Source organism: Caulobacter sp. GW821-FHT09A05, from assembly GCF_059418465.1.
This window is the reverse complement of the sequence record NZ_JBWKPX010000011.1, coordinates 132288-157988: the sequence shown is the minus strand read 5'-3', so window position 1 is coordinate 157988 and position 25701 is coordinate 132288. Positions and strand designations below refer to the sequence as shown.

Genomic DNA, 25701 nt, shown 5'->3' with positions numbered 1-25701 from the left:
ATCCCGGAAAGCGCACAGCGCTTGTCCGGGACCCAGGTGAACCGCACCGCATAAGCCCAGTCCCCTGGGTCCCGGACAGCCTCTGCGAGGCTTCCGGGATGACAACGTCGGACAAGGCTTGGCCTTAGCTGGCCTGCACCGCCGCCGTCGCGGCGGGCAGGGCGGCGGCGCGTCCTTCCTCGCGGCGGATGACGTCGATGTGCTCCAGCTGCAGCCGCAGGTCGCGCAGGGCCTGGCTGTCCGGCATGCCCTGGCTCTCGGCCCAGGCGACCACGGAGGCGAGGGCCTCGCCGATCCGGCCCAGCTGCCGGCCGTAGCTGCCGACCTCGGCGAGCACCCGGGTCTCGACCTCGGGCGCCTTGGAGGTCCCCAGGTTGATGCTGAACAGGCTGAAGTTGCCGAAGGTCCAGGACCACGGATTGATCGTCTGGGTCAGCTGGTTCGGGGCGAGGGCGAGCTTGAAGTCGGGCATGGTGGGGCTCCCGGGATGGCGCATCATCAACGCTGAGGTGTGTCTCGGCGCGGGACATCTTTCGCGAGGCCATGACAATCGCACGCGCGCCTAACTCTTGGGCGTATTTCCCCCGTGAGGAGGGCGCGGTGGCGCGGACGGGACAGGCGCGCGCCGCCGTCCCCGATCGTTACGCCGCCTGGCGCCCGTCGACCGCCTCCAGGTCCACCCCCAGCCGCTCGCGCAGTTCTTCGCGTCCCACGGTGGTCAGCCGGGCCGCGCGGCTGCCGGCGACGGTCTCGATCCAACCCAGGGCGACCATACGGCTCAGCAGGGTCACGCCCAGAGGTCCGGCCAGGTGGTGGCGGCGTTCGGTCCAGTCCAGGCACTGGCGGGCGACGCCGCGCTTGGAGCGCATCGCGTCGAGGTCCAGGCCGAGGGCCTCGAACCAGGCGCGGCCCTCGGCGCTGACCGCGTATTGCTTGTCGTCGGCGGGACACAGGAAGCCCTGCGCCACCAGGGCGCCGGTCACCGCTATGCCCAGGCGACCGGCCAGGTGGCCGTAGCAGCAGCGGCCGTCGCGCAGCGCCCGGGCCTGGGGCGAACGCGGCTGCTCCAGCGAGCGGACCGGCGCGGCCAGCACGGCCAGGGCCTCCAGCGCGTGAGCGACCTCGGCGTTGGCCAGGCGATAATAGCGATGACGGCCCTCGCGCTCGACGCTGACCAGCCCGCCGTCGACCAGCCTGGCCAGGTGGTTGCTGGCCGCCTGGGCCGTCAGGCCGGCGGCCCAGGCCAGGGCCCCGGCCGGCTGGGCGCGCCCGTCCATCAGGGCCTGCAGCATGGCGGCCCGGCCAGGATCGCCGATCAGGGCGGCGGGGGAGGCGATGTTGGCTTCCATGATCCGATCCTAAGGCGGCCATCGCGCGGATGTTTCACCCTTGCGTGTAACATCCCGCCGCGACCTCGGCGAAGATCGGCCCATGACCAATGTCCGAGTCGCGTCCCGCGCTTTCGCCATGCCCGCCGGCCTGCCGCTGATCGTGGCGGCGGCCAGCTTCGGCTTCACGATCGTCCAGCTGGACGTGACCATCGTCAACGTGGCCCTGGACGCCATCGGCCGCGAGTTCGGGGCGCCGACCGCCAGCCTGCAATGGGTGGTCGACGCCTACACCCTGCTGCTGGCGGCGCTGCTGCTGTCGGCCGGGGCGCTGGGCGATCGGTTCGGGCCGCGCCGGGCCTTCCTGGCGGGCCTGGTGCTGTTCGCGGCGTCGTCGGCGGCCTGCGGCCTGGCGCAGGACGCGCTGCAGCTGGTCCTGGCCCGGGCGATCCAGGGCGCGGCGGCCGCCCTGCTGGTGCCGCCGTCCCTGGCCCTGATCGCCCACGCGGCGGCGGGCGACGACAAGGCGCGGGCCTGGGCGGTGGGCTGGTGGACGGCGGCCGGCGGGGTGTCGATCGCCGCCGGACCGGTGATCGGCGGCCTGCTGATCGGCGCCCTGGGCTGGCGCTGGGTGTTCCTGGTCAACCTGCCGCTCTGCCTGCTGGGCGCGGCCCTGACCCTGGCCTTCGTGCCCGAGGTCCCGCCGCGCGAGAAGCGGCCGCTGGACCTGCCCGGCCAGGGCCTGGGCTTCGTCGCCCTGACCTGTCTGGTCGGGGCGGTGATCGAGGGCGGCCATCGCGGCTGGAGGGACCCGCTGGTGCTGGGCGCCCTTGTCGCCGGCGTCGCGGCGGCCGCGGCCTTCCTGGCGGTCGAGAGGCGCAGCCCGCACCCCGCCGTGCCGCTGGCGGTGTTCCAGAACCGCAGGGTCTGGTCGGCGGTGGTCATCGGGGTCGGCGTCAACTTCACCTATTACGGCGTGATCTTCGTGCTGGGCCTCTTCCTGCAGCGGTCGGCGGGTTACAGCGTCGTGCAGGCGGGCCTGGCCTTCCTGCCGCTGACGGCGACCTTCATCGTCTCCAACCTGCTGAGCGGGCGGATCGCCCATCGGTTCGGCTCGGCGCGCACCATGGCCGGCGGCGTGCTGGTGGCGGCGAGCGGCTACGCCCTGACCAGCCAGCTGACCGCGCACAGCCCGTTCTGGGCGATGGTCCCCGGCTTCCTGCTGATCCCCATGGGCATGGGGACGGCCGTGCCAGCCATGACCAGCGCTCTGCTGGCCAGTGTCGACCGCCACGTCTCCGGTACGGCTTCGGGCGTGCTGAACGCCTGCCGCCAGGCGGCGGGGGCGGCCGGGGTGGCGGTGATGGGGGCCCTGGCGGCGGGCGGACCCGACCGGATCGCGGCCGGACTGCGAAGCTCCGGCCTGATCGCCGCGGCGGTGCTGCTGGGCGTGGCCTGGGTGGCCTGGCGCAGCGAAGGGCGTCCGCGCCCGCCCGTCGGCCAGCCGACCGCAACCGAATGAAATACCCGGCATTTTCGCCATCGGAGGTGGAACCGGCCGCTTTTTCGTCGGACGAGAGGCCAAGTTCTCGCGCCGCGGCTTGAAACCTCGCCGGCCATGAGGTCTGCTGCACCTTGGCCGTGATCGCGGTCGGGAAGGAACACGGGGCATGGTGAACACCCGTGATCAGGGGCTCGCTCTCGGGATGTTCGCGCTGGGTGAGATGCGCGGGCGGATCGACACGTTCGACTGGGCGGCGACGCCGCTCGGACCGCGCGCGACCTGGTCGCCCAGCCTGACGGTCGCTGTCGACATGATCGTCGCCAGCCGGTTTCCCAGCGCCCTGCGCTGGGGTCCCGAGCTGGTGCTGATCTACAACGACGCCTATGCGCCCATGCTGGGCGATCGTCATCCCCGCGTACTGGGCAAGACCTTCGCCGAGGCGCCGCCGAGTTCGGCCGCCGAGTCCGAGGGGCCCGAGCGGGCGATCCTGGCCGGCGCCGACGCCGGCACGATCATCGAGGAACTGCCGCTCTCCACCACCCACCCGGACGGCTCGACCACCGAGGGCTATTTCACCATCCGCCTCAGCCCGATGCCCGACGCAACCGCGTCCTCGGGCGTGGGCGGGGTGCTGATCGCCCTGACCGACGTCACGCGGAAGGTGCGGACCGAGCAGGCGCTGCGGGCCAGCGAGGAGCGCTACCAACTGGCCCTGCAGGCGGCCAGCGGGGTGGGAACCTGGGACTGGGACATCGTCGCCGACAAGATCTACGCCGACCCCCGCTACGCGACGCTCCACAATGTCGATCCCGACCGCGCGGCGCGGGGGGCGCCGCTGTCGGAATTCACCAAGGCCCTGCATCCCGACGATTACGAACGGCTGCTCAGGTCGGGGCGCACCAGCCTGAAGACCACGACCGACTTCCTGGAGGAGTACCGGCTGATCCAGGCGGACGGCTCGATCCGCTGGGTCCAGACCCGTGGCCGGGTCGAGCGCGACGCCAAGGGCTGGGCCGTCCGGCACCGCGGGGTGATGGTCGACATCACTGGGCGCAAGCGTATCGAGCAGGCGCTCGAGGCCGCCGAGGCCGACCTGCGCATCGCCGTCGACGCCGCCGGCCTGGGGCGCTGGGACCACAATCCGCAGACCGGCGACCGGTTCTGGGACAAGCGTTGCCGCGAGATCTACGGCTGGCCGGAGGGCCCGATCGAGAACCCGCTCGACGCCTTCGAGCGACTGGTCCATCCCGACGACCTGCCGGCGCTGATGGACGCCGCGCGGATCGCCATGGACCCGGCCGGCGACCACACGATCAACCGCGAATACCGGATCCGGCGCGGCGACGGCGGCGCGTTGCGCTGGATCGAGACCTTCGGCCGGGCCTTCTTTCACGACGGCCAGTGCGTGCGCTTCGTCGGCGTGGTCTCCGACGTCACCGAACGCAAGCAGGCCGAGGCCGACCAAGTCCTGCGCGAGGCGACCATGGCCCTGGCCCTGGACGCGGGCAATGTCGGCACCTGGGACTTCGACGTCCGCAAGCGTCAGCTGCGCTGGTCCGAGCGCGGCTACGACATGTTCGGCATCACGCCGGGGGCGGACGTCGGCCTGGACGACTTCTATGCCGCCATGCATCCCGAGGACCGCGAGGCCACGCGCCAGGCCTTGCTGGCGGCGATGAACCCCAGCCTTCGCGGCGACATCGACGTCGAATACCGCACGATCGGCCGCGACGACGCCCTGGAACGCTGGATCTCGGCCAAGGGGCGGGGCTTCTTCGACGAGGCCGGCAAGCCGACGCGCGTGGTCGGGGCCACCGTCGACATCACCGAGCGCAAGCGGGCCGAACTGCACCTGCGGCTGCTGGTCAACGAGCTGAATCACCGGGTGAAGAACTCGCTGGCCACGATCCAGGCCATCGCCGCCCAGACCTTCCACGCCGCCCGCTCGCTGCCCCAGGCCCAGGAGGCGTTCTCGGCGCGCATCGTCGCCCTGGCCGAGGCCCACGACCTGCTGACCCGCGAGAACTGGGAGGGGGCCGACCTGCTGGACCTGCTGGCTCGGCTGGAGATCGTGCATGGCGGCGCCGAGCGCTTCGCGATCATCGGCGGGCCGGTGCGGCTGTCGCCGCGCATGGCCCTGTCGCTGTCGATGGCCCTGCACGAGCTGGCGACGAACGCGGTCAAGTATGGGGCGCTGTCGACGCCGTCGGGCCAGGTGCGGATCACCTGGACCGTGGTTCAGGGGGGCGCCCAGCCCCGCCTGGTCCTGACCTGGACCGAGACCGGAGGTCCGCCGGTGCCGCCGCCGACCCGGCGCGGCTTCGGCTCGCGGCTGATCGAGCGCGGCCTGGCGGCGGAGCTGTCGGGCGAGGCTCGCATCGACTTCAGGCCGGATGGGGTCGTGTGCCGGATCGAGGCGGCGCTGGACAGCTAGCCGGTGAACGCCTCAGGAGTCGACCGGTGTCGGCGCTTTGGCCGGGGTGGGCTTCAGGGCGCTGATCATCGTCGCGATCAAGGCCATCACGGCCACGGGAAACAGGGCCAGCAGCCAAACCAGCACGATCAGGCCCAGCTGCAGCACGCTGACCGCCACGACCAGGGGCTTGGATTCCTTGCGGTGGTTCCGGGCGCGAAATGTCGCATGCACGGCGGGCATAGGTGCTCTCAAGCTCTACGTCCCCCGACCCGACATGGACCCTAGCGCCGGCGCCCCGCCGCGGAAATCGGGTAAAACCCTAATCGGAGCTTTACCGTGTTCGAAGGTTGCGGGCGATCTGGGCGTCGCTGCGCCGCAGGCTCAGCAGGGCCGCGCCGGCCAGGGCCAGCGGGATCAGGGCCCACGGCCAGAAGCCGGCCACGGCGATCCCGGTCGCCCCGGCCAGCAGGGCCGAAACCAGCATTTCGGCGACCGTGGCCATCCACGAGGCCGCGCCGCGCCGCTTGAACTCGGACCGCTTGCCCGGGCGCTGGTGCCAGATGTTGATCAGGCCGCTGCTCCAGGCCGCCAGGGCCGCGCCCAGGGCGGTCCAGGCGCCGGCGGCCGGGGCGAACCAGGTCAGGGCGGCGATCGGCAGGGCCAGGAACAGCGCCACCGGGACCAGGGCGGCGGCGACCTTGGCGCGGCGCAGGGTGCGGACCCGGGCCGGCGACACCGCCAGCAGGTCGGGCGCCTCCTCGGCCGACAGGGTGATCCAGGCCAGGCTGCCGGCCACCTGTCCGGCCAGGAACGCCACCACCCCGGCTCCGCCGGCCAGGGCCGCGTCGGCGCCGTGGGCGGCGTTGCGGCTGAGCACGAGGGCGGTCGGGATCAGGTAGAGCACCCGCAGCAACACCTGCGACAGCAGCGCCGCGTCGCGGCCGATCAGCAGCAGTTCCTTGCGCAGGGTGGCCAGGAACGGCCCGGCGGCGAAGGCGCGCCGGGCGCCGGCGCGCGTCGGCCTGGCCGGCCGCGCGGCGGTCTTGCCCTGGGTGGCGGCCGCGGCGTCCGAGAACCGCCGGCCCAGCGCCAGGGCGGCCACGGCGAACAGCGCCGCCGACCCGGCCAGCAGGGCCAGCAGGGGCAGGGGCTCGCCCAGCATGGCCTGCAGCGGCAGGCCGACGATCGGGGCCGGGCGCAACCGGCCTTCCTGGGCCTGGCGGGTGATCTCGGCGAACAGGCTGTCGCTCTTCTGCGCGCCCAGGATGGTGCGGGTCTGGCTGACCAGGAAGAAGGCCGCCCCGACCAGGGCCGCCATGACCTGGGCCACGGTGCGGGTGCGGCGCGGGCCGATCAGGGCGAACAGGGCCATGGCCAGCAGCAGGCCGGTGGCGGTCGAGGCCAGGGCCAGGGCGGCCAGCACGCCGAACACGCCGATCCAGCCCGGATGGCCCCAGATCACCGACGGCAGCAGCAGCGGCGTGACCAGCAGCAGGAAGATGGTGATCACCCCGCCGGCTACGCCCAGCGAGCGCACGAACAGCACCTTGGCCGGCCCGATCGGCGAGGAGAACAGCAGGTCCAGGTCGCCCCGCTCGTACAGCGCCTCGCTGGATGCGCTCAGGGTCTGGGACAGCATCAGGGTGAAGACCACCGCGCTGGCCAGGGCCGCGAGGCTGATCGAGATCGGGTTGATCGGGACCTGGACGTCGTGCAGGCCCAGCGCCGCCAGAACGCCGCCGCCCGCCAGCATCACCCCGACGACCATGAGGCTGATCAGGCCCCGCGCGCCCTTGCCGGCCCGCCCGGCGCGGAAGTTGCGCCAGTAGAGCCGCATCTCGTGGGCCAGCAGCCAGGGGATGGAGCCGGGCGCGGCCAGCCTCACGCGATCGCCTCGTGGGGCGCGGCGTCGGCGGCGGTCAGCTGCAGGAAGACGTCTTCCAGGCTGGAGCCCCCCTTGCCTTCTCCGGCCTGGCCGCGCAGGGCGTCCAGCGTGCCCTCGGCCAGCAGGCGGCCGGCGGCGATGATGCCGATGCGGTCGGCCATCCGCTCGGCGACCTCCAGGATGTGGGTGGTCAGGATCACGGTGCCGCCCGCGTCGACGCGTTCCTGCAGCATGTCCTTGACCAGGCGGGCGGCGGCGGCGTCCAGGCCCGTCAGCGGTTCGTCCAGGATCAGCAGGCGCGGATCGTGGATCAGGGCGCCGGCCAGGGCCACCTTCTGCTTCATGCCGCGCGAGAAGCCCTCGCAGCGCGTGCGGGCGTCGGCGGCCAGGCCGAGCTTTCCCACCAGGTCCTCGGCCCGGGCCTTGGCGGCCTTGGGCTCGACGTTCCAGAGGCCGGCGACGAACTCCAGATATTCCAGCGGCGTCAGCCGGTCGTAGACCATGGCCTCGTCCGGGGCCCAGGCGGTGATCGCCTTGGCGGCGGCCGGATCGGCCAGGGCGTCGATCCCGAAGATGCTGATCGCGCCCTTGTCCGGCCGGGTGAGGCCCGCGACCATCCGCAGGGTGGTGGTCTTGCCCGCCCCGTTGGGCCCCAGCAGGGCGTACAGCTCGCCGGCGTGGACGGTGAGGTCCAGGTCCATGACCGCCGGCTTGGTGAAGGTCTTGTCGAGGCCGCGGACGATCAGAGCTTCGGTCAAGCGCGGCGTCTCCCCTGGTGGCGCAGGGGCATGTGACCGCGATTGGCGGCGGGGTTCAAGCGGCTCCGGCCCGATCGGGGGCGCGCTTTCCGCCGACGACCGAAGCCCGGCCTCCGGAGGCCGGGCGTCCCGTCGGCGCCTCGACGCCGAACCCCGCCTGGGCCAGCCTAGAATTCGGCCCAGTCCTCCGCGCCGGCGGCCAGCCGGGCGCCGCCGGACTGGCGGACCGGCGTCCGGGCGAGGTTCGCGACCGGGGGCCTGGGCGCCGAGGGACGGCGAGGGCGTTCGGTTCGCGTCGACGACGTCCCGGCCGAACTGGTCGAGAAGCGCGCCACCAGACGGGTCAGTTCGGCGGATTCCGTCCGCAGGCCGGCGGCGGCCGCGGTGGCCTCCTCGACCATGGCGGCGTTCTGCTGGGTGACCTGGTCCATGCGATTGACGGCGGTGTTCACCTCGGAAAGGCCGGTGGCCTGCTCGCGGGAGGACTGGGCGATCTCGGAGATCAGGCCGTCGATCAGGCCGACCTTCTCGACGATCGTCGACAGGGCCGCGCCGGTGTCGCCGACTAGGCGGACCCCGCGCTCGACCTGGGCGGTGCTGCTGGCGATCAGGGTCTTGATCTCCCGAGCGGCCTCGGCCGAACGCTGGGCCAGGGCGCGCACTTCCTGCGCGACGACGGCAAAGCCGCGGCCGGCGTCGCCGGCCCGCGCGGCTTCGACGCCGGCGTTCAGGGCCAGCAGGTTGGTCTGGAAGGCGATCTCGTCGATGACGCCGATGATGCTGGTGATCTGGCCGGACGACTTCTCGATCTCGCCCATGGCGGCCACGGCGTCGCCGACGATCTGGCCGGAATGCGCGGCGTCGGTGCGGGCGCCGGAAGCGGCCGCCGCGGCCTTGCGCGCGCTTTCGGCGCTGCGGCTGACCGTGGCGGTGATCTCGTCGAGCGCGGCGGCCGTCTCCTCCAGGCTGGCGGCCTGCTGCTCGGTGCGACGGGAAAGATCGGCGGAGGCGATCGAGATCTCCTGGGCCCCCGCCCCGACGCCCTGGGTGACGTTGGTCACCACGCTCATGGCGTCGTCCAGGGCGGACATCGCGGTGTTGAAGTCGTTGCGGACCTTGTCGAACTGAGGATCGATGGCGCGCTCGATCCGGTAGGCCAGATCATTGTTGGCCAGGTGTTCCAGGCCCTGGGCGATCTCGTTCACCGCATGGACTCGGCCCGTGATGACGGTGGCGAATTTCACGACCTTGGTGATGCGGCGCTTGTGGTCGAAGATCGGGTTGTAGGAAGCCTGGATCCAGACCTCGCGCCCGTTCTTGCCGACGCGCTTGAACTCGGCGGCGACGAACTCGCCGGCGTTCAGCTTGCGCCAGAAGTCGGCATAGTCGGCGGAGGCGGCGTAGCCTTCCTCGACGAACATCCGGTGGTGCCGGCCCTGGATGTCGGCCAGCGAATAGCCGAGCGCGGCGAGGAAGTTGTCGTTGGCGGTCAGGATCTCGCCGTCCGGGGTGAACTCGATCACGGCCTGGACGCGGCCGATGGCCTCCATCTTGCCCTGCTGCTCGCTGTTCTTGCGCTTCTCCTCGGTGATCACCGTGGCGATCTTGACGATGCGCGAGACCATGCCGCGCCCGTCGCGGACCGGATTGTACGAGGCCTGGATCCAGACCTCGGCGCCGCCCTTGCCCAGGCGCAGATATTCCCGGGCGTCGAACTCGCCGCGACCCAGCTTGCGCCAGAAGGCCGCATAGTCCTCGCTGGCGGCGTAGGCCGGGTCGACGAACAGGCTGTGATGGCGGCCGACGATCTCGTCGAGCCGATAACCCATGGCGGCGCAGAAGTTGGCGTTGGCGGAGAGAATCTTGCCGTTCGGATCGAACTCGATCGTCGCCAGCGAGCGATCGAGGGCCGCCAGGGTCTCCACTGCTTGAACATGCGAACGCTTGAACATACTCGCTCCTCGGGGCGCCGGTGGTCTTCGGGCGCAAACTGACGGTGGAGCTGGTCAACAAGTCCTAAATCCGGCGTTGCACGCGACGCCGCACCTCCGCAACACCGATGATCGCGAGCGCCGGCGATCCGTCCTTTCAGGAAAAAGCTGTTGAAAATATGAGGGAAATATCGCGACGCCGTTCCGGCCTGGCCGTCGTGGCCCTCGACTGCGGCATATCGCCCGGCGTCGCAATCGGCGTCCTGCTTCCAGTTCCGATTCGACGCCGATTCGTCGCGCGCGCCTTCCTGAAAAGGCCGCCAGCCCTGGGCGCGATAGCCTGAAACGGGGCGGCTCGACGATCGTCGCAAGGCAGGATCCCCGGCGCGCCGGGCGTCCGCGACGGTGAGACGCAATCCACAATCTGGATTCCTGGCCTAGGCTGCGAGGATGACGGCCTGCAGCATTCAAGCCCAGAACCCGATCGAGCGCCGCGGCGCCGCGCGTCGGCGCACCCTGCTGGCGGGGCGGCTGGCCTATGGCGATCCGGCCGTGACGGTCCCCTGCGGAATCCGCAACCTGAGTGCGACGGGCGCCCAGATCGAACTCGAAGGCTTCCTGCTGTTGCCGTCGTCGCTGCGGCTTTTGCTGGCGCGCGAAGGCGTCGCCTACGATGCGACCATCGTCTGGCGTCGCGGCCTGCGTTTCGGCCTGGCGTTCGGCGACGCCCATGACCTGCAAGACCCCCTCGACCAGCAGGTCCGCAGCCTCCATGCGATCTGGAAGGAAATGGCCCTCCGGTAGCGCCGGCGCCCGATCCGGACGCGGCGGTCGTCGGGAATTTTCTAGTTCGGCCGCCCTTCCGGCTCCAGCTCGAACGCCGCGTCCAGGGTGACCTCGTCGACGACGGTCCCCTTCAGCGCCGCGTCCAGCACCCCGCCCAGCGAGCTCCAGACGAAGGCCAGCTGTTCCAGCACGGCGGGCAGGCGCTCGGGCTCGAAGCCGGGATAGAGGTCGGCGACCAGCCACAGCCCTGTAAGCTCGTCGAAGCCGAACCGGCAGCCGATCATGCGGAACTGAGCGCGGGCGGTGGTCTCGAACAGCGCGTCCAGGCTGCGGGCCTGGTCGAGGTCGGCCGGGTCGAACACCTGGCAGCGCACCTGCAGCCAGTCGCCCTCGGGGAACAGGTAGAAGGCCCCGCCGTCGTCGGACCCCGAGACCTCCAGGCCCCGGTCGATCTCGGCGACGACATAGCCGGCCTCGCGGCAGGCTTCGGCGATGTCGCGAAGGTTGATGGGGGTGTCAGACATGGGTCTGTTCTCTCAAAATATCCGCTCATCCCGGCGAATGCCGGGACCTAGATGGAATAGCTTTGAGGTGGACGCCAAGAGCGCTGAGCTCTTCCCATCATCCTCCCCGCTAAGGGATCTGGGTCCCGGCGTTCACCGGGATGAGCGGTGCTTTTACGACCGGTAATCCCCGTTGATCGCCACGTACTGCTTGGTCAGGTCGCAGGTCCACACCGTGGCCGAGCCCTTGCCGACGCCGACGTCCACCGACACTTCGAACTCGGCCTTCTTGACGTACCGGCTCATCGCCGCCTCGTCATATTCGGCCGAGACCAGGCCGTCGCGGGCGGCGTAGAGGTCGCCGAACTTGACGCTGATCTTCTCGCGATTGACCGGCTCGTCGGCGCGGCCGACGGCCATGACGATGCGGCCCCAGTTGGCGTCCTCGCCGGCGAAGGCGGTCTTGACCAGGGGGCTCTCGGCGATGGTGCGGGCGATCTTGCGGGCCGACAGCGGGCTCTCGGCGCCGTTGACGGTGATCTTGACGAACTTGGTCGCCCCCTCGCCGTCGCGGACCAGTTGCAGGGCCAGGTCCAGCAGCACGGCCTCCAGCTTCTCGCGGAAGTCGGCCAGGCGGCGGTCGCCGGCGCGATGGATCTTGGGCGCGCCCGACTGCCCGGTCGCGAACAGCAGCAGCGTGTCGTTGGTCGAGCGGTCGCCGTCCACGGTCACGCAGTTGAAGGTGGTGCGGGTGTAGAGGCTGACCAGGGTCTGCAGCGCCGCTGGGGCGATGGCCGCGTCGGTGGCCACGAAGGCCAGCATGGTGGCCATGTCGGGCGCGATCATCCCCGAACCCTTGCAGATCCCGGCGATCCGGACCTCGTGCCCGTCGATCAGGGCGGTGGCGCAGGCGCCCTTCGGGAAGGTGTCGGTGGTCATGATCGCCGAGGCCGCCCCGGCCCAGGCGTCCTCGGTCAGGCGGGTTTCCACCAGGCGCAGGTTCGAGGTGATCTTGCTGTCGTCGAGGATGACGCCGATCACGCCGGTCGAGGCCATCATCACGTCGCGCTGGCGGCAGTCGAAGCGCTTGCCCACGGCCGTGGCCACCCGGCGCACCGCGTCGGCGCCGGGCTTGCCGGTGAAACTGTTGGCGCAACCGGCGTTGACCACCAGGGCCCGCACGTCGGCGCCGCCGCTGGCGGCCAGCTGGCGCTTGCACCAGTCGACCGGCGCCGAACCGACGCCGTGGCGGGTGAAGACGCCGGCCGCCGAGGTCCCCTCGGCGAAGCGCATCAGCAGCATGTCCTCGCGATCGTGCTTGTAGAAGCCGGCGCGGCCGGTGGCGATCTCGACGCCGGCGATCGGCGGGATGGCCGGGAACGGCACGGCCAGCGGCGAGACGGCCAGGCCCGGCTTGCCGGGCGCGGCGGCCGGCTTGGCGGCCTGCACGGCTTCGGGAGAGCCCGTATTGGCGTCCTTCTGGGCGCGGCGCAGGCCGGCGCGCTTGAGGGCGGCGGTCAGCGGGTCGACCAGCGCCCGCTCCAGGGTCTGGCCGACGCTGGCGCCGACCTGGCCGACGATCTCGGCGGGGGTCGGGGCGGTCGCGGCGGCCGGGGTCTTGGCGACCTTCGCGGGGTTTGAGGCCGGCTTGGCCGCCGCCTTCGGCGCGGGCTTGGGGGCCTTCGAGGGTTTCTTGGTCATTTCTTGGCCGGGACTTGAGCGGGAGCGGACGCCGGCGGGGCGGCGTCGAGATCGGAGGAGGGCGCCTGGTCGGCCGCGCCGAGCGGGGCGGAGGCCGGCTCCTGGGGCGCGCCGGGCACGTCCTGGGGCTTGCTGGTCAGCATCTCGACCTTGGCGCCGCCGCGCAGCTTCTCCAGCAGGTCGCGGACCTGGTCATAGGTCAGGAAGCGCACGATCTGCGGGCGGGCGGCCTCCAGGGTGATCGGCTCTTCCAGGCGCTTGTCCTCGACGCGCAGCACGGCCCAGCCGCCCTCGGTCTGGAACGGCCCGACCAGGGCGCCCTTCTGGGCGTCCTTCAACGCCACCGCATAGGCGGGCGGCATGACGTCGACGGTGAAATAGCCCAGGTCGCCGCCGTTGAAGCGGGTGGCCGGGTCGGTCGAGCGCTCCATGGCCAGGGCGTCGAACGAGGCGCCGGCGGTCAGCAGCTTCTTGACCGCCTCGGCGTCGGCCTGGCCGCCGACCAGGATCTGGCGGGCGCGGATCTCCTCGCTGCGCTTGGACAGCTTCTGCTGCTCGGCGTAGAGGCCGCGGATGGCGTTCTCGTTGACGGCCTTCTCGACGACGCTCTCGACCAGCATGTCGCCCAGGATCCTTTCCCGGGCGGCCGCCAGGCGGCGTTGCGCCACCGGATCCTTGTCCAGCTTCTGCTTCAGGGCCTCGGCCGCCAGCAGCTTCTGGTCGATCACCTCGTCCAGGCGCTGGCGGAACAGGTCCGAGCCGATGTCCAGCGGCTCGCCCTCGCTGATCAGCCCCTGGGCCACGGCCTCGCGCTTGACGTCCGAGGCCCAGACCGTATGGCCGTCGACCTTGGCCACGGCGGTGTCGCCGGGCTCGGGCGGGCGTTCGTCGGCCTTGTCGCGGCCGCACGCGGCGATCAACAGGCTCAGCGCGGCGATGGCGACAAGCGCCGAGGCTTTCGAAACGCGAAGGCGAGACTGGATTGTATTCATGGGGGGCCGATCTCCGGCTGACTCTCCTCCAGCGCTCTAGCGCGGTTTAGGGCCGAGAGGAAACAGCTTCGCGATATGGATCGGAAAACGCGCGAAGCAGTTAAACCCGGCGCAAACCGTCACCACGGGCCCCCACCTCGCGTTGACACCCGCTGGGCCGGTGCTTAAGTCTCCGCGCGCGTACAAGACGTGGAATTTCCGCGCGCTTCGACGCCTCGAATTTACCGTAGTGAAGGCCTTCAAGCCCTAGCGCCGGCCTCACAGACACCGCTCCGGAACCCTCACTTCATGCTCGGCTTCGCCAAAAAGTTCTTCGGCTCTTCCAACGAACGCAAGGTCAAGGCGATGTCCGCCCAGGTGGCGAAGATCAACGCCCTGGAGCCGGACTATGCCGCGTTGTCCGACGAGGCCCTGCGGGCCAAGACCGACGAGTTCAAGGCTCGCCTGGCCAAGGGCGAGACGCTCGACAGCCTGCTGGTCGAAGCCTTCGCCACGGTCCGCGAGGCCAGCAAGCGCGTGCTGGGCATGCGCCACTTCGACGTCCAGATGGTCGGCGGCATGGTCCTGCATGGCGGCGGGATTTCGGAAATGCGCACCGGCGAGGGCAAGACCCTGGTCGCCACCCTGCCCACCTATCTCAACGCGCTGGAAGGCAAGGGCGTCCACGTCATCACCGTGAACGACTACCTGGCCAAGCGCGACGCCGAATGGATGGGCCAGATCCACAACTTCCTGGGCCTGTCGTACGGCGTGATCGTCAACGGCCTGAGCCAGGGCGAGCGCCAGCGCGCCTATCGCAGCGACATCACCTACGGCACCAACAACGAGTTCGGTTTCGACTACCTGCGCGACAACCTCGTCTACAGTGTCGAGGAAATGGTCCAGCGCGGCCACCACTACGTGATCGTCGACGAGGTGGACTCGATCCTGATCGACGAGGCCCGCACGCCGCTGATCATCTCGGGCCCGACCGAGGACCGCAGCGAGTTCTACAAGATCATCGACGTCCTGGTGAAGGAACTCATCAAGGACAAGACTAACTACGACCACGACGAGAAGCAGAAGCAGGTCATCCTCACCGAGGACGGCCAGGAGCGCATCGAAGAGATCCTGATGGCGGGCGGCCACCTGGCCGAGGACACCGCCGGCCTCTACGACGCCGCCAACATCTCGGTGGTGCACCACGTCAACCAGGCCCTGCGCGCCAACGTGCTCTACACGCTCGACAAGGACTACATCGTCAAGGACGGCGAGGTGATCCTGATCGACGAGTTCACCGGCCGCATGATGACCGGTCGCCGCCTCTCGGAAGGCCTGCACCAGGCCATCGAGGCCAAGGAAGGCGCCATCATCCAGCCCGAGAACCAGACCCTGGCCTCGGTGACGATCCAGAACTACTTCCGCCTCTACAAGAAGCTGTCGGGCATGACCGGCACGGCCGCGACCGAGGCCCAGGAGTTCGACGACATCTACAAGATGGGCGTCAGCGAGATCCCGACCAACCGCCCGGTCCAGCGCATCGACGACGACGACGAGGTCTATCGCACCGAGCGCGAGAAGAACGAGTCGATCCTCAAGCAGATCACCGACTGCCACGCCCGCGGCCAGCCGATCCTGGTCGGCACCGTGTCGATCGAGAAGTCGGAGGAGCTGTCCAGGCTGCTGTCGACCTACGCCTGGGAATGGGAAGGCAAGAAGCACAAGGGCATTCCCCACCAGGTGCTGAACGCCCGCTTCCACGAGCAGGAGGCCGGCATCGTCGCCGACGCGGGCGTGCCCGGCGCGGTGACCATCGCCACCAACATGGCCGGCCGCGGCACCGACATCCAGCTGGGCGGCAACCTCGACATGCGCCTGGCCAACTGGCGCCAGCAGCAGAAGGGCCTGGGGATCACCCCGACCCCCGAGGACGAGGCGGCCCAGAAGGCCGCGCTGGAAGCCGAGATCGGCGAAGCCAAGGCCAAGGCCCTGGCCGCCGGCGGCCTGTTCGTGCTGGGCACCGAGCGCCACGAGAGCCGCCGCATCGACAACCAGTTGCGCGGCCGCACCGGCCGCCAGGGCGACCCGGGCCGCAGCAAGTTCTTCCTGTCGTGCGAGGACGACCTGCTGCGCATCTTCGCCGGCGAGCGCCTGGACGCGATCATGCGCACCTTTGGCGTCCAGGAAGGCGAGGCGATCACCCACAAGTGGCTGAACAACGCCATCGCCACCGCCCAGAAGCGGGTCGAGCAGCGCAACTACGAGATCCGCAAGAACCTCCTGAAGTACGACGACGTGGTCAACGACCAGCGCAAGGCCGTGTTCGAGCAGCGCCAGGAGTTCATGGAGGCGACCGACCTCTCGGAGATCATCACCGAGATGCGGCATGACGTGATCGACGACTTCGTCGCTCGCTACATGCCGCCCAAGGCCTATGCCGAGCAGTGGGACATCGAGGGCCTGGACGAGCGCGTCCAGGCGATCCTGGGTCTGACCCTGCCGCTGAAGGAGTGGGCGGCCGAGGAAGGCTTCGGCGACGAGGAGATGCGCGAGCGCCTGACCAAGGCCGCCGACGCCTACGCCGCCGAGCGCGAGGTGATCATCACCCCCGAGCAGATGCGCTCGGTGGAAAAGAACTTCCTGCTGCAGATGATCGATCTGCAGTGGCGCGAGCACCTGATGCACCTGGACCACCTGCGCAACGTCATCGGCCTGCGCGGCTACGGCCAGCGCGACCCGCTGAACGAGTACAAGACCGAAGCCTTCTCGCTGTTCGAGAAGCTGCTGGGCGACCTGCGCACCAACACCACCCGCTGGCTGATGACGGTCGAGATCGCCTATGCCGAGCCCGAGCCGTTGCACACGCCCGAAGGCCTGATCCCGGTGCACCTGGACCCGCTGAGCGGCGAGAACGTCGCCACGGCCGGCGCCCTGCCGGAGGGCCTGTCGCCGCAGCAGCGCGAGGCGCTGCCCGTGTCGGTCCTGCCGGAGGGCTGGGAATACACCGCCCGCAACGGCGCCTGCCCCTGCGGTTCGGGCAAGAAGTTCAAGCACTGCCACGGCGCGCTGGTCTAAGCCCCTCTTTCCCTCTCCCCTTGCGGGAGAGGGTGGCCTCGCGGAGCGAGGTCGGGCGAGGGGGCGAAAGACAGAGCCGCCGCGATCAGCCGAAGGGCCGGTCGCGGCGGTTTTCGTTTGGGAAACCCCTCATCCGTCAGCTTCGCTGACACCTTCTCCCGCAAGGGGAGAAGGATTTTGCTCAACCCTCCACCAGCGCCGCGCGCAGCGCCTGGACCTGGCGGTTCATGGCGTCCAGTTGGTCCAGGGTCATGGCCGACTTGGCCACCAGGGCCTGGCCCAGGCAGTCGCACTGGTTCAGCAGGGCGCGCCCGGCGTCGGTCAGGCTGACCTGGACCTGACGCTCGTCCACCGTGCCGCGCCGACGGATGACCAGGCCGGCCTGCTCCAGGCGCTTGACCAGCGGGGTGATCGTGCTGGACTCCAGCGAAAGGCGCTGGGCGATCGCCCCCACCGTCGCGCCGCCGTCCTGGCCCTGGTCCTCGCCCAGCACGCTCAGCACCAGATACTGCGGATAGGTGATCCCCATCGCGTCCAGCATCGGCTTGTAGGTGCGGGTGATCGCCATGCTGGTGGCGTAGAGGGTGAAGCAGATCTGGTCGTCCAATGGGATCGGCACGGCGTGGTCCTTGTGCGTGAAAAGCGCCTCGCCAGTTGCGTACCACGAAAAATGATATCGCGATAAATATTTTGCTGGACACGTCGTCACGGACGCCCTAGGCATAACATTATCGCGATAATGAATATCGCGGAAACAATCCTGAGGGACACCGAGATGAGCCTGTCGCCCCCCCAAGCCTCGCGCCGTCACCTGATGACCGGCGGCCTCGGCGTAGCCGCCGCCGCGGTCTTCGCCGCTTCCATCCAAGCCGCCCCGGCCTCCGCCCAGACGCCGGCCGGCAAGTCGGCCGGCGCCAAGTCCAACCCGGGCAGCGGCTTTGTCACCGCCCAGGACGGCGCCCGGATCTTCTACAAGGACTGGGGCCCCAGGAACGCCCAGCCGATCGTCTTCCACCACGGCTGGCCGCTCAGCAGCGACGACTGGGACGCCCAGATGCTGTTCTTCCTGGGCCAAGGCTATCGGGTGATCGCCCATGACCGTCGCGGCCACGGCCGGTCGACCCAGACCGACACCGGCAACGAGATGGACACCTACGCCGCCGACGTCATCGCCCTGGCCCGCCACCTGGACCTGAAGAACGCTATCCACGTCGGCCACTCCACCGGCGGCGGCGAGGCCATCCACTACGCCGCCCGGGCCGACGCCGGCCGGGTCGCCAAGGTGGTGCTGATGGGCGCGGTGCCGCCGATCATGCTGCAGACCGCGGCCAATCCCGGCGGCCTGCCCAAGGCGGTGTTCGACGGCTTCCGCGCGGCCCTGCTCGCCAACCGCGCCCAGTTCTTCCACGACGTCGCGGCCAGCCCGTTCTACGGCTACAACCGCCCGGGCGCGAAGGTCTCGCCGGCCACCGTCGAGAACTGGTGGCGCCAGGGCATGATGGGCGGCGCCAAGGCCCACTACGACTGCATCACCGCCTTCTCGGAGACCGACTTCACCGACGACCTCAAGGCCGTCGACCTGCCGGTGCTGGTGATGCACGGCGAGGACGACCAGCTGGTGCCGATCGCCGACAGCGCCCTGCTGAGCATCAAGCTGCTGAAGAAGGGCGTGCTGAAGACCTATCCGGGCCTGCCGCACGGCATGGCCACCACCCACCCCGAGGTGATCAACAAGGACCTGCTGGCCTTCTTCAAGGCGTAGGGGCGAATGGCTTGAGCATGCCCCCACCGTTGTCATCCCGGCTGTAGCGAAGCGAAGGGCCGGGACCCAGGACCGCCGCAGTGCGCCGGCCCCTGGGTCCCGGACAGCCTCTGCGAGGCTTCCGGGATGACAACGGTTCAGGCGCCCTTTTCCGTCTCCGGCGGGGTTGCGAAGCAGCGCGTGATGAGGGGTGTTTCGTGCGGCCTGTCGAAGGACGAGATTTTCGCTTCCGCTGAATCAGAAACGCCCGCCCCGGAAGACCGGAGCGGGCGTTTTGCTTAGGGGGCGTCCGGCCGCCCGATCAGTCGATCGGGTTCCAGCGTTCCGACGGGGCGGCCGCGCGCTTGGGGCCGCGGAAGTCGCCGCCGCCCGAGCGGGCCTGGCCCTGGGCTTGCTGGCCCTGACCTTGGCCCTGGCCGCCGCCGTTGCGGCCGCGACCCTGCTGGCCGCCCGGCTTGCCCTGGCCGTTGCCGCCGCCCTTGTTCGGGCGGTTGCGCTGGCGGCGCAGTTCGGAGGGGACGTTGTTGCGCGGGTCGGCGCGCCGCGGATCGACGTACTTCTCCGGCGGGGCCAGCTTGTCGGCCACGGCCGCGGCGGCCGCCAGGCCCTTGTCGTTGCGGCGATCGAAGGTCGGGATGGTCTGGCGGGTGGCCTTCTGGATGTCCTTCAGCAGCGGACGCTCGTCATCGGCGCAGAAGCTGATGGCGATGCCGTCCTTGCCCTTGCGGGCGGTGCGGCCGATCCGGTGGACATAGGCCTCCGGCACGTTGGGCAGCTCGTAGTTGAACACGTGGCTGATGTCGTTGACGTCGATGCCGCGCGCGGCGATGTCGGTGGCGATCAGCGCCTTGACCTGGCCGGCCTTGAACGCCGCCAGGGCGCGCTCGCGCTGGCCCTGGGTCTTGTCGCCGTGGATCGAGGCGCTCTCGATGCCGCTGGCGACCAGATACTTGGCCACGCGGTCGGCGCCGCGCTTGGTGCGGGTGAAGACGATGGCGCGCTCGACGCTGCGGTCGGCCAGCAGTTCGGCCAGCAGGGGGCGCTTGCGCTGGGCCTCGATGAAGATCAGCGACTGGTCGATGCGCTCGACCGTGGTGGCCTGCGGGGTGATCGACACCTGGGCCGGGTTCTTCAGCAGCTCGCCGGCCAGCTTGCCGATCTCGCTGGGCATGGTGGCCGAGAAGAACAGGTTCTGGCGTTCCTTGGGCAGCTGGCTGGCGATCTTGCGGATCGGCACCACGAAGCCCAGGTCCAGCATCTGGTCGGCCTCGTCGAGCACGAAGATCTCAACGCCGTTCAGGTGGGCCGACTTTTCGCCCAGGTGGTCCATCAGGCGGCCCGGGGTGGCCACGACCACGTCGACGCCGGCCGCCAGGGCCTTCATCTGCGGGCCGTACTTCACGCCGCCGAAGATGGTGGCGACGGTCAGGCCCAGGTGGGCACCGTAGGCCTTGAAGTTGTCGGCGATCTGGGTCGCCAGCTCGCGGGTCGGGGAGAGGACCAGGCAGCGGAAGCCGCGGCGCGGGGCCGGTCGGCGGTCCTCGGCCAGGCGATGCAGGATCGGCAGGGCGAAGGCGGCGGTCTTGCCGGTGCCGGTCTGGGCGATGCCCAGCAGGTCGCGGCCCGACAGCACGGTCGGGATGGCTTGCGCCTGGATCGGGGTGGGCTGGGTGTAGCCCTTGTCGGCCAGCGCCTTCAGAAGCGGTTTGGCGAGGCCGAGGTCGGAAAATTGAGTCAAGTCGGATGCTTTCGTGCAGCCACGAGACGGCGCATGCGATCCTCGCACGGCTCGCCTGGCGGCGGGTCGGTGGGGAGCGCCCCGCGTGACACGGGCGGTCTGATGAGAAACTTTCGGTGCGCTCGACAGGCTGGACCCGAAGGGTCCCTCACGCGGCTGGAGCGCCGATAACGCCAGATGGCGTGAGGCCTATGTCGTTTATTGCAGGTGCGAAGTCAAGGGGGGCCAAGAACGGCAAGGATCTGGCGAGGCTTCTAGTGGTTGCGCTCTTGCTTGAAGCAACCGATGCTTGAGTTTGGAGGGGCTTTGGAGAGAACGGCTCATGGATCAAGGGCCATCAACTCCGTCTTCGAGGTTCGTGAATTGGGAAACAATCGCGTCCGGCGTTCTGTCGGCCTTCAAGCACGCCAGCCGCTCGCGCGCGATCACCAACCTCGTTCGGCAAGGCGCGGAATACGTCGTCGTCGATCCTTCCGCTCGAGAGTTGGTTTTCGACATGCGAGCGCTAGTGCTGGGATTCCTGTCGGCGGGGATCGAATTCGGCGGCGCCCCACTCTCAAACAACACGACAACCTGGCTCGCCGAATGGCTTGGCGCGCGTGTCGGGCTGGAGCGTATTCAGCAGGCGCTACGGGCGCGCACTCCGTCAGAGGCCGCGTTCGATGCGTTCGCCGGTGGCGCAGGCGTTGTTCTCTCAAGATCCGTCGCCGCGTTGGAGACCTCGGCGCGGGCCTTGGCGATCATCACCGTCAAGCGTGAACACTACGACGGGCGGCATCTACTCGCGACGATGATCGCTAAGGGGGCGCTGCAGAAAGTGCTGCTCTCCGAGTTTAGCCTAGCCCTGAGCGCCGAAGACGTGACGACGCTGAAGCGCACGCTCGTGACGCGCATCATGACCGTTCCCGAGGCGGGCGAGACCGAAACGATCTGGTTGCGGGAACTCGACCTTGGGGGCGCCACGGCTCCAGACGGTCTGGTCGATTCGAACAAGGCGCAAGAGGGTGAAGCTTCTCAGCCGCCGCTCGACGACGCCGTCTCGCCGTTCAACGGCGATACGCCCATCGCTGACGACAACGACGTGCTCGACACCGAGCGGGACGTCGAGGCCCTGGCGCAATTGGTCTGCCTGGACCGTGTCACGCCACTGGCCGTGGCGATCTTCGGCGACTGGGGCTCGGGCAAGTCGACCTTCATGGCCAAACTAGAGCAGGCGGTGCGCGACATGCCTGGGCGGGAGGCAGGACAAGCTCCGCCTCTGGTCGACGAGGCCAACGTCGCGCGTTTCGTGCACCCAATCGTGCAGATCCGCTTCAACGCCTGGCATTTCGCCGACGCCAACCTGTGGGCCAGCCTGACCGCCGAGTTCTTCGACCAACTGCGGGCCGGCGGCTATGACCGTTCGGGCCAGGCGCGGCACGCCCAGTTGGTCCAGCGGGTCAATCAGCACGTCCACGCCCTCTCCGACACCCTGTCGGCCAATCGCAAGGCGATGGCCAAGAACGGCAAGGCGGTGCTGGAGGCGCAGAAGGCCCGCGACACAGCGGCGGAGGACGCGCGCAAGGCGTCGGGCAAGGCGCTGGGCCAGGCGACCCTGGACGTGCTGTCCCAGGTCCTGGCCGACCAGAAAGGCTTGATGGCGACCTTGGGCCTGATGCGGGAACGCGCCGGAAGCGCGCCTGGCGCCGCCACGGATCCGATGGGCGACAAGGCGCCCGACAAGGCCGGGCAGGGAGCGCAGATCGTCGTCGGCCTGGTCAAGGACCTGGCCTCGACCTTCGGCAAACTGAAGGCGATACGGCGCGTGCTGCTCAAAACGCCGCTGCGAGCGGTGCTGGCGGGGGCCTTCCTGCTGGCGCTGCTGGGCTGCGCGGCCGTCGGCTGGGCGATCTTGTTCGGCCCGTGGCAGGGCGTGAAGGCGCCCGAGAAATGGACCACCTTGGTGGGACTGTTGGCCGCGACGGGCGCCTTGGCTCGGACCGTGGCTCCGGTGCTCCAACTGGTCAACGGCGTGGCCGAGCGGGGCGCGGGCATCGCCGCGGAGGTCGATAAGGCCGACCAGGGCGCCGTCGGCCTTCTGCTGGCCCAGGAGGCCAAGCTGCAGAGCGCCCTGGCCGAGGCCGAGGCGCTTGAGGAGGCCGAGCGGGCCTCGGCCAAGGCCATGGCCCGCTATGTCGATCCGACCGGCAAGGCCAATCCGCCCAGGCTGCTGCGCTACATCCTCGAAGACGATCCTGACACCAAGGCGCTGGAGAAGGACATCGGGCTGATTGGGCGGACCCGGCGGCTGTTCCAGGCGGTCGACACCATCGCCAGGGAGGTGCGCGACGCTCGCCGGGAGGAGGGCTACGCCGACCGGAAGGGCGCCGACTGGGAGACGCCCGAGCGGATCATCATCTATATCGACGACCTGGATCGCTGCCGCGAAGACAAGGTCTATGAGGTGCTGCAGGCCATCCACCTGCTGCTGGCCTTCGACCTGTTCGTGGTGGTGGTGGGCGTCGACGTCAAATGGGTTCAGGCGGCTCTGGCCAAGCAGTTCGAGACCGGCGACGCCCAGGTCGACGCGGCCAGCGAGCAGCAGCGCAACGAGCGCGCCATGCATTATCTGGAAAAGATCTTCCAGATCCCGTTCTGGCTGCGGCCGCTCAGCAGCGGCGACGAGGGCACCTTTCGGCCTTTCATCGAGATGCTGGCCGGCGACTCGGCCGAAACGGCGCGGGCGAAGGCGGCGACCGCTGAGCAGGCCCGCAAGCTGGCCGAGCAAAGTCCGGTGTTCGAGACTCCTGTCTTCGGCGGCGCGCCGGGCTCCCAGGGGGGCGGCGGCGCCGAGCCGCTCAAGGGCGCGACCGGCGGGGCCGGCGATGTCCGGGGCTCCCTGTTGAGCCAGCGCGAGGTCAAGCTGGTCGAGGCGCGGCGCAAGCTGCAGCTGACGAACGACGAGATCGCCTTCCTGGGCTCGCCGCAGATCGCCGCCCTGGCCGCCACGGCGCCGCGCGGGGTCAAGCGTCTGGTCAACGTCTACCGCATCGCCCGCGCCAGACGCGGCCAGGAGGACGGAGAGGCCGTGCTGGGCGGAAAAAAGGGACGGCTGCCGGAGTATCCGCTGATCGCGTTGATGGCGGCGGTGGAGACGGGGCAAACCTTCCAGGTCGCCGAGTGGTTCTATGACCTTCTCGACGGCGGGCAGAACGCGCACGTGGTCGATCTACTCATGGCGTGCTGGGACCAGGAACGAACCCCGCAGGGGCTTGAGCAGGCGGTCGTGAGGCCAGCGATCGAAACCCTGATTGAAGCCTGCGAGGCCATGGTCAAGATCCGAAAGCCGCCGCTCACCGCCGACGACCTCCTCGCCGTTGCGCGCCTCGTTCGCCGCTACTCGTTCAATCGCTATCGCTAGAGCGCGTTGGGCGAAAGTGTGAGCGGTTTCGCCCGCTAAACGCGCTCCAAATGTTTGAATCTAGAGCCTGTTCATCGGGATCAGATGATTCCATCTGATCCCGATGAACAGGCTCTAGACCGTGTCGCCGGCCTCGAAAAACCGCTCCACCTGGCTGGCCCAGCCGTAGGTGGCGCTGTTGAGCTGGTCGCGGTCGTAGGCGGGAACCTCCTTGAAGCGATCCCTGGTCAGGTCGGCGACATAGGCCTCGTCCTTGTCGTCCCAGGTCAACAGGCGCCAGGGCAGGGGGCGGAACTTGCCGCCCGCCGCGAACAGGCCCGCCGGCTCGACGGCCACGTAGCGGGCGATGCCGGCGTCGCGGTCGATGAACAGTTCGCGGACCACGCCCAGCTTGTGGCCGCCGGCGTCCTTGACCTTCACCCCGATCAGGGCGGCGCTCTTCACCAGGCGATCGTCGAGGCTCATCGGGGGTCTCCCTTGGGTTGTCGAAGACAAACGCGGCCACGGCGCGGATCGATCCCTGGTTAGACCTTGGTCGGTATTGCCAGGCCGCTCGCCTTGCGGACGAGGGAAGGCCGATCTATGCCCGTTACCGCTACCGTCGCGGTGAAGGCGTCAGGACAGGCAGGCCTGGGGAGAGGCGCATGAACAGCAAGATCCGGGCCCTGCGCTGGTGGATGATCGGCCTGGTGATGCTGGGCGCGGTGCTCAACTACCTGACGCGCAGCACCCTGGGCGTCGCGGCGCCGACCGTGCTGGCCGACCTGCATATCGGCCCGAAGGAATATTCCTGGATCACCGGCGCCTTCCAGCTGGGGGTCATGCTGCAGCCCCTGTGCGGCTACGTGCTGGACTCCATAGGCCTGAAGCTGGGCTTCGCCCTGTTCGCCACCGCCTGGTCGCTGATCACCATGGCCCACGGCCTGGCCGGCAACTGGCAGGCGCTGCTGGGCCTGCGCGGGGCGCTGGGCGCGGCCGAGGGCTGCGCCCACCCGGCCGGGATGAAGGCGGTGTCGATCTGGTTCCCGGCCCGCGAGCGCGGCCTGGCCGGCGGGGTCTACAACATCGGCGCCTCGATGGGCTCGGTGCTGGCGCCGCCGCTGGTGGCCTGGTCGATCCTGGTCTGGAACTGGCGGGCGGCCTTCGTGGTGGCCGGGGCGCTGGGCCTGGCCTGGGTGGTGCTGTGGCTCTTCACCTACGAGTCCCCCGACAAGCACAAGGGACTGTCCGACGCCGAGCGCGACCTGATCGCCGCCGGCCAGGAGGCCCACCTGGAGGACGCCGGGACCCGGCCCTCGATGCTGAGCCTGCTGGGCCGCCGCAACTTCTGGGGCATCGCCCTGCCCAGGTTCCTGGCCGACCCCACCTGGGGCACGCTGTCGTTCTGGATCCCGCTGTACCTGACCACGGTCCGCCATTTCGACCTGAAGCAGATCGCGCTGTTCGCCTGGCTGCCGTTCGTGGCCGCCGACGTCGGCTGCCTGTTCGGGCCGGCGGTGGTGCTGTTCCTGCAAAGGCGCGGGGTCAGCCTGGTCAACGCCCGGCGCGGGGCCTTCACCCTGGGGGCGGTGCTGATGACCGGCATGATGTTCGTCGGCCGGGTCGAGAGCCCCTATGCGGCCATCGCCCTGCTGTGCCTGGGCGGTTTCGCCCACCAGACCCTGTCGGTGACGGTGATCACCATGTCGTCGGACCTGTTCCGCAGGAACGAGGTGGCGACCGTGGCCGGCATGGCCGGGTTCTTCGCCAATCTGGGCGTGCTGGTCTTCTCGCTGCTGATCGGCGGCCTGGTGGCCACCGTCGGCTATGATCCGTTCTTCATCGCCCTGGGCGTGCTGGACCTGGCGGGGGCCGCCCTGCTGTGGGCCCTGGTCCGCGACCCCGCCATCACCTCTCTTGGGCCGCCGACCGCCAGGCCCGTCACCGTTCCCGCCCCGTAGAGC

General features: G+C 69.7%; 19 protein-coding genes. 7 read left to right on the top strand and 12 right to left on the bottom strand.

Annotated elements, in window-relative coordinates:
- Window positions 1-124 precede the first annotated feature (124 nt).
- Both AC07NX_RS12905 and AC07NX_RS12900 read right to left on the bottom strand, forming a co-directional pair.
- Window positions 125-472: a hypothetical protein gene (locus AC07NX_RS12905; protein WP_494642255.1), complete on the bottom strand. Its 348-nt coding sequence runs from the start codon at window positions 470-472 to the stop codon at window positions 125-127.
- 169 nt (window positions 473-641) lie between these two features.
- Complete coding sequence (locus tag AC07NX_RS12900) at window positions 642-1349, bottom strand: ArsR/SmtB family transcription factor (protein ID WP_494642253.1); 708 nt, start codon at window positions 1347-1349, stop codon at window positions 642-644.
- An 82-nt stretch (window positions 1350-1431) separates the two neighbouring features.
- Between AC07NX_RS12900 and AC07NX_RS12895 the strand changes: the two genes are divergently transcribed.
- Together AC07NX_RS12895 and AC07NX_RS12890 are read left to right on the top strand one after the other, a co-directional pair.
- Window positions 1432-2850: an MFS transporter gene (locus AC07NX_RS12895; RefSeq protein WP_494642252.1), complete on the top strand. Its 1419-nt coding sequence runs from the start codon at window positions 1432-1434 to the stop codon at window positions 2848-2850.
- Window positions 2851-3034: 184 nt separating this feature from the next.
- Entirely contained in the window at window positions 3035-5266 is a 2232-nt protein-coding gene (locus AC07NX_RS12890; protein WP_494642251.1) for a PAS domain-containing sensor histidine kinase, read from the top strand.
- A 12-nt stretch (window positions 5267-5278) separates the two neighbouring features.
- Here the strand turns inward: AC07NX_RS12890 and AC07NX_RS12885 are convergent, their stop codons facing one another.
- The 4 genes from AC07NX_RS12885 to AC07NX_RS12870 all read right to left on the bottom strand — a co-directional run bounded on the left by AC07NX_RS12885 (window position 5279) and on the right by AC07NX_RS12870 (window position 9843).
- Window positions 5279-5488, bottom strand: coding sequence for a hypothetical protein (locus tag AC07NX_RS12885; protein ID WP_494642249.1), 210 nt, complete (start codon window positions 5486-5488; stop codon window positions 5279-5281).
- Window positions 5489-5579: 91 nt separating this feature from the next.
- Window positions 5580-7133: a hypothetical protein gene (locus AC07NX_RS12880; protein ID WP_494642248.1), complete on the bottom strand. Its 1554-nt coding sequence runs from the start codon at window positions 7131-7133 to the stop codon at window positions 5580-5582.
- Window positions 7130-7834 carry an ABC transporter ATP-binding protein gene (locus tag AC07NX_RS12875; protein ID WP_494642280.1) on the bottom strand — a complete coding sequence of 235 codons (705 nt, stop codon included), beginning with the start codon at window positions 7832-7834 and terminating at the stop codon, window positions 7130-7132. Before AC07NX_RS12875 ends, AC07NX_RS12880 begins: the two co-directional genes overlap by 4 nt.
- Before the next feature lie 224 nt (window positions 7835-8058).
- Window positions 8059-9843, bottom strand: coding sequence for a methyl-accepting chemotaxis protein (locus AC07NX_RS12870; protein WP_494642247.1), 1785 nt, complete (start codon window positions 9841-9843; stop codon window positions 8059-8061).
- 429 nt (window positions 9844-10272) lie between these two features.
- Here AC07NX_RS12870 and AC07NX_RS12865 point away from each other — a divergent pair, with 429 nt between their 5' ends.
- Window positions 10273-10626, top strand: a complete 354-nt coding sequence (locus AC07NX_RS12865) for a PilZ domain-containing protein (RefSeq protein WP_494642246.1) — start codon at window positions 10273-10275, stop codon at window positions 10624-10626.
- A 41-nt stretch (window positions 10627-10667) separates the two neighbouring features.
- Here the strand turns inward: AC07NX_RS12865 and AC07NX_RS12860 are convergent, their stop codons facing one another.
- From AC07NX_RS12860 to AC07NX_RS12850, 3 genes are all read right to left on the bottom strand, one after another.
- Complete coding sequence (locus AC07NX_RS12860) at window positions 10668-11132, bottom strand: hypothetical protein (RefSeq protein WP_494642244.1); 465 nt, start codon at window positions 11130-11132, stop codon at window positions 10668-10670.
- A gap of 153 nt (window positions 11133-11285) precedes the next feature.
- On the bottom strand, window positions 11286-12812 hold the full coding sequence (argJ, locus tag AC07NX_RS12855; RefSeq protein WP_494642243.1) for a bifunctional glutamate N-acetyltransferase/amino-acid acetyltransferase ArgJ: 1527 nt from the start codon (window positions 12810-12812) through the stop codon (window positions 11286-11288).
- Window positions 12809-13804, bottom strand: coding sequence for a peptidylprolyl isomerase (locus AC07NX_RS12850; protein WP_494642242.1), 996 nt, complete (start codon window positions 13802-13804; stop codon window positions 12809-12811). Before AC07NX_RS12850 ends, argJ begins: the two co-directional genes overlap by 4 nt.
- Before the next feature lie 288 nt (window positions 13805-14092).
- Here AC07NX_RS12850 and secA point away from each other — a divergent pair, with 288 nt between their 5' ends.
- Window positions 14093-16858: a preprotein translocase subunit SecA gene (gene secA / locus AC07NX_RS12845; protein WP_494642241.1), complete on the top strand. Its 2766-nt coding sequence runs from the start codon at window positions 14093-14095 to the stop codon at window positions 16856-16858.
- Window positions 16859-17039: 181 nt separating this feature from the next.
- On the opposite strand, the gene AC07NX_RS12840 is transcribed toward secA, so the two are convergent.
- Complete coding sequence (locus AC07NX_RS12840; RefSeq protein ID WP_494642239.1) at window positions 17040-17477, bottom strand: MarR family winged helix-turn-helix transcriptional regulator; 438 nt, start codon at window positions 17475-17477, stop codon at window positions 17040-17042.
- A gap of 156 nt (window positions 17478-17633) precedes the next feature.
- Here AC07NX_RS12840 and AC07NX_RS12835 point away from each other — a divergent pair, with 156 nt between their 5' ends.
- Entirely contained in the window at window positions 17634-18620 is a 987-nt protein-coding gene (locus tag AC07NX_RS12835) for an alpha/beta fold hydrolase (protein ID WP_494642238.1), read from the top strand.
- Between the two features lie 301 nt (window positions 18621-18921).
- Here AC07NX_RS12835 and AC07NX_RS12830 read toward each other — a convergent pair whose 3' ends face one another.
- Window positions 18922-20358: a DEAD/DEAH box helicase gene (locus AC07NX_RS12830; RefSeq protein WP_494642236.1), complete on the bottom strand. Its 1437-nt coding sequence runs from the start codon at window positions 20356-20358 to the stop codon at window positions 18922-18924.
- 733 nt (window positions 20359-21091) lie between these two features.
- On the opposite strand from AC07NX_RS12830, the gene AC07NX_RS12825 reads away from it, so the two are divergent.
- The gene (locus AC07NX_RS12825; protein ID WP_494642235.1) at window positions 21092-23758 is read left to right on the top strand and encodes a P-loop NTPase fold protein; all 2667 of its coding nucleotides are present in this window, start codon (window positions 21092-21094) and stop codon (window positions 23756-23758) included.
- Window positions 23759-23872: 114 nt separating this feature from the next.
- Here the strand turns inward: AC07NX_RS12825 and AC07NX_RS12820 are convergent, their stop codons facing one another.
- Window positions 23873-24223, bottom strand: coding sequence for a PRC-barrel domain-containing protein (locus tag AC07NX_RS12820; protein WP_494642234.1), 351 nt, complete (start codon window positions 24221-24223; stop codon window positions 23873-23875).
- 179 nt (window positions 24224-24402) lie between these two features.
- Here AC07NX_RS12820 and AC07NX_RS12815 point away from each other — a divergent pair, with 179 nt between their 5' ends.
- Window positions 24403-25698 carry an MFS transporter gene (locus AC07NX_RS12815; RefSeq protein WP_494642232.1) on the top strand — a complete coding sequence of 432 codons (1296 nt, stop codon included), beginning with the start codon at window positions 24403-24405 and terminating at the stop codon, window positions 25696-25698.
- The last annotated feature ends 3 nt before the right edge of the window (window positions 25699-25701 follow it).

Excerpts from the sequence above, each read along its gene's own strand:
- AC07NX_RS12905 (WP_494642255.1), bottom strand. The coding sequence starts at position 472 with ATGCCCGACTTCAAGCTCGCCCTCGCCCCGAACCAGCTGACCCAGACG.
- AC07NX_RS12900 (WP_494642253.1), bottom strand. The coding sequence starts at position 1,349 with ATGGAAGCCAACATCGCCTCCCCCGCCGCCCTGATCGGCGATCCTGGC.
- AC07NX_RS12895 (WP_494642252.1), top strand. The coding sequence starts at position 1,432 with ATGACCAATGTCCGAGTCGCGTCCCGCGCTTTCGCCATGCCCGCCGGC.
- AC07NX_RS12890 (WP_494642251.1), top strand. The coding sequence starts at position 3,035 with ATGTTCGCGCTGGGTGAGATGCGCGGGCGGATCGACACGTTCGACTGG.
- AC07NX_RS12885 (WP_494642249.1), bottom strand. The coding sequence starts at position 5,488 with ATGCCCGCCGTGCATGCGACATTTCGCGCCCGGAACCACCGCAAGGAA.
- AC07NX_RS12875 (WP_494642280.1), bottom strand. The coding sequence starts at position 7,834 with ATGGACCTGGACCTCACCGTCCACGCCGGCGAGCTGTACGCCCTGCTG.
- AC07NX_RS12870 (WP_494642247.1), bottom strand. The coding sequence starts at position 9,843 with ATGTTCAAGCGTTCGCATGTTCAAGCAGTGGAGACCCTGGCGGCCCTC.
- AC07NX_RS12865 (WP_494642246.1), top strand. The coding sequence starts at position 10,273 with ATGACGGCCTGCAGCATTCAAGCCCAGAACCCGATCGAGCGCCGCGGC.
- AC07NX_RS12860 (WP_494642244.1), bottom strand. The coding sequence starts at position 11,132 with ATGTCTGACACCCCCATCAACCTTCGCGACATCGCCGAAGCCTGCCGC.
- argJ (WP_494642243.1), bottom strand. The coding sequence starts at position 12,812 with ATGACCAAGAAACCCTCGAAGGCCCCCAAGCCCGCGCCGAAGGCGGCG.
- AC07NX_RS12850 (WP_494642242.1), bottom strand. The coding sequence starts at position 13,804 with ATGAATACAATCCAGTCTCGCCTTCGCGTTTCGAAAGCCTCGGCGCTT.
- secA (WP_494642241.1), top strand. The coding sequence starts at position 14,093 with ATGCTCGGCTTCGCCAAAAAGTTCTTCGGCTCTTCCAACGAACGCAAG.
- AC07NX_RS12835 (WP_494642238.1), top strand. The coding sequence starts at position 17,634 with ATGAGCCTGTCGCCCCCCCAAGCCTCGCGCCGTCACCTGATGACCGGC.
- AC07NX_RS12820 (WP_494642234.1), bottom strand. The coding sequence starts at position 24,223 with ATGAGCCTCGACGATCGCCTGGTGAAGAGCGCCGCCCTGATCGGGGTG.
- AC07NX_RS12815 (WP_494642232.1), top strand. The coding sequence starts at position 24,403 with ATGAACAGCAAGATCCGGGCCCTGCGCTGGTGGATGATCGGCCTGGTG.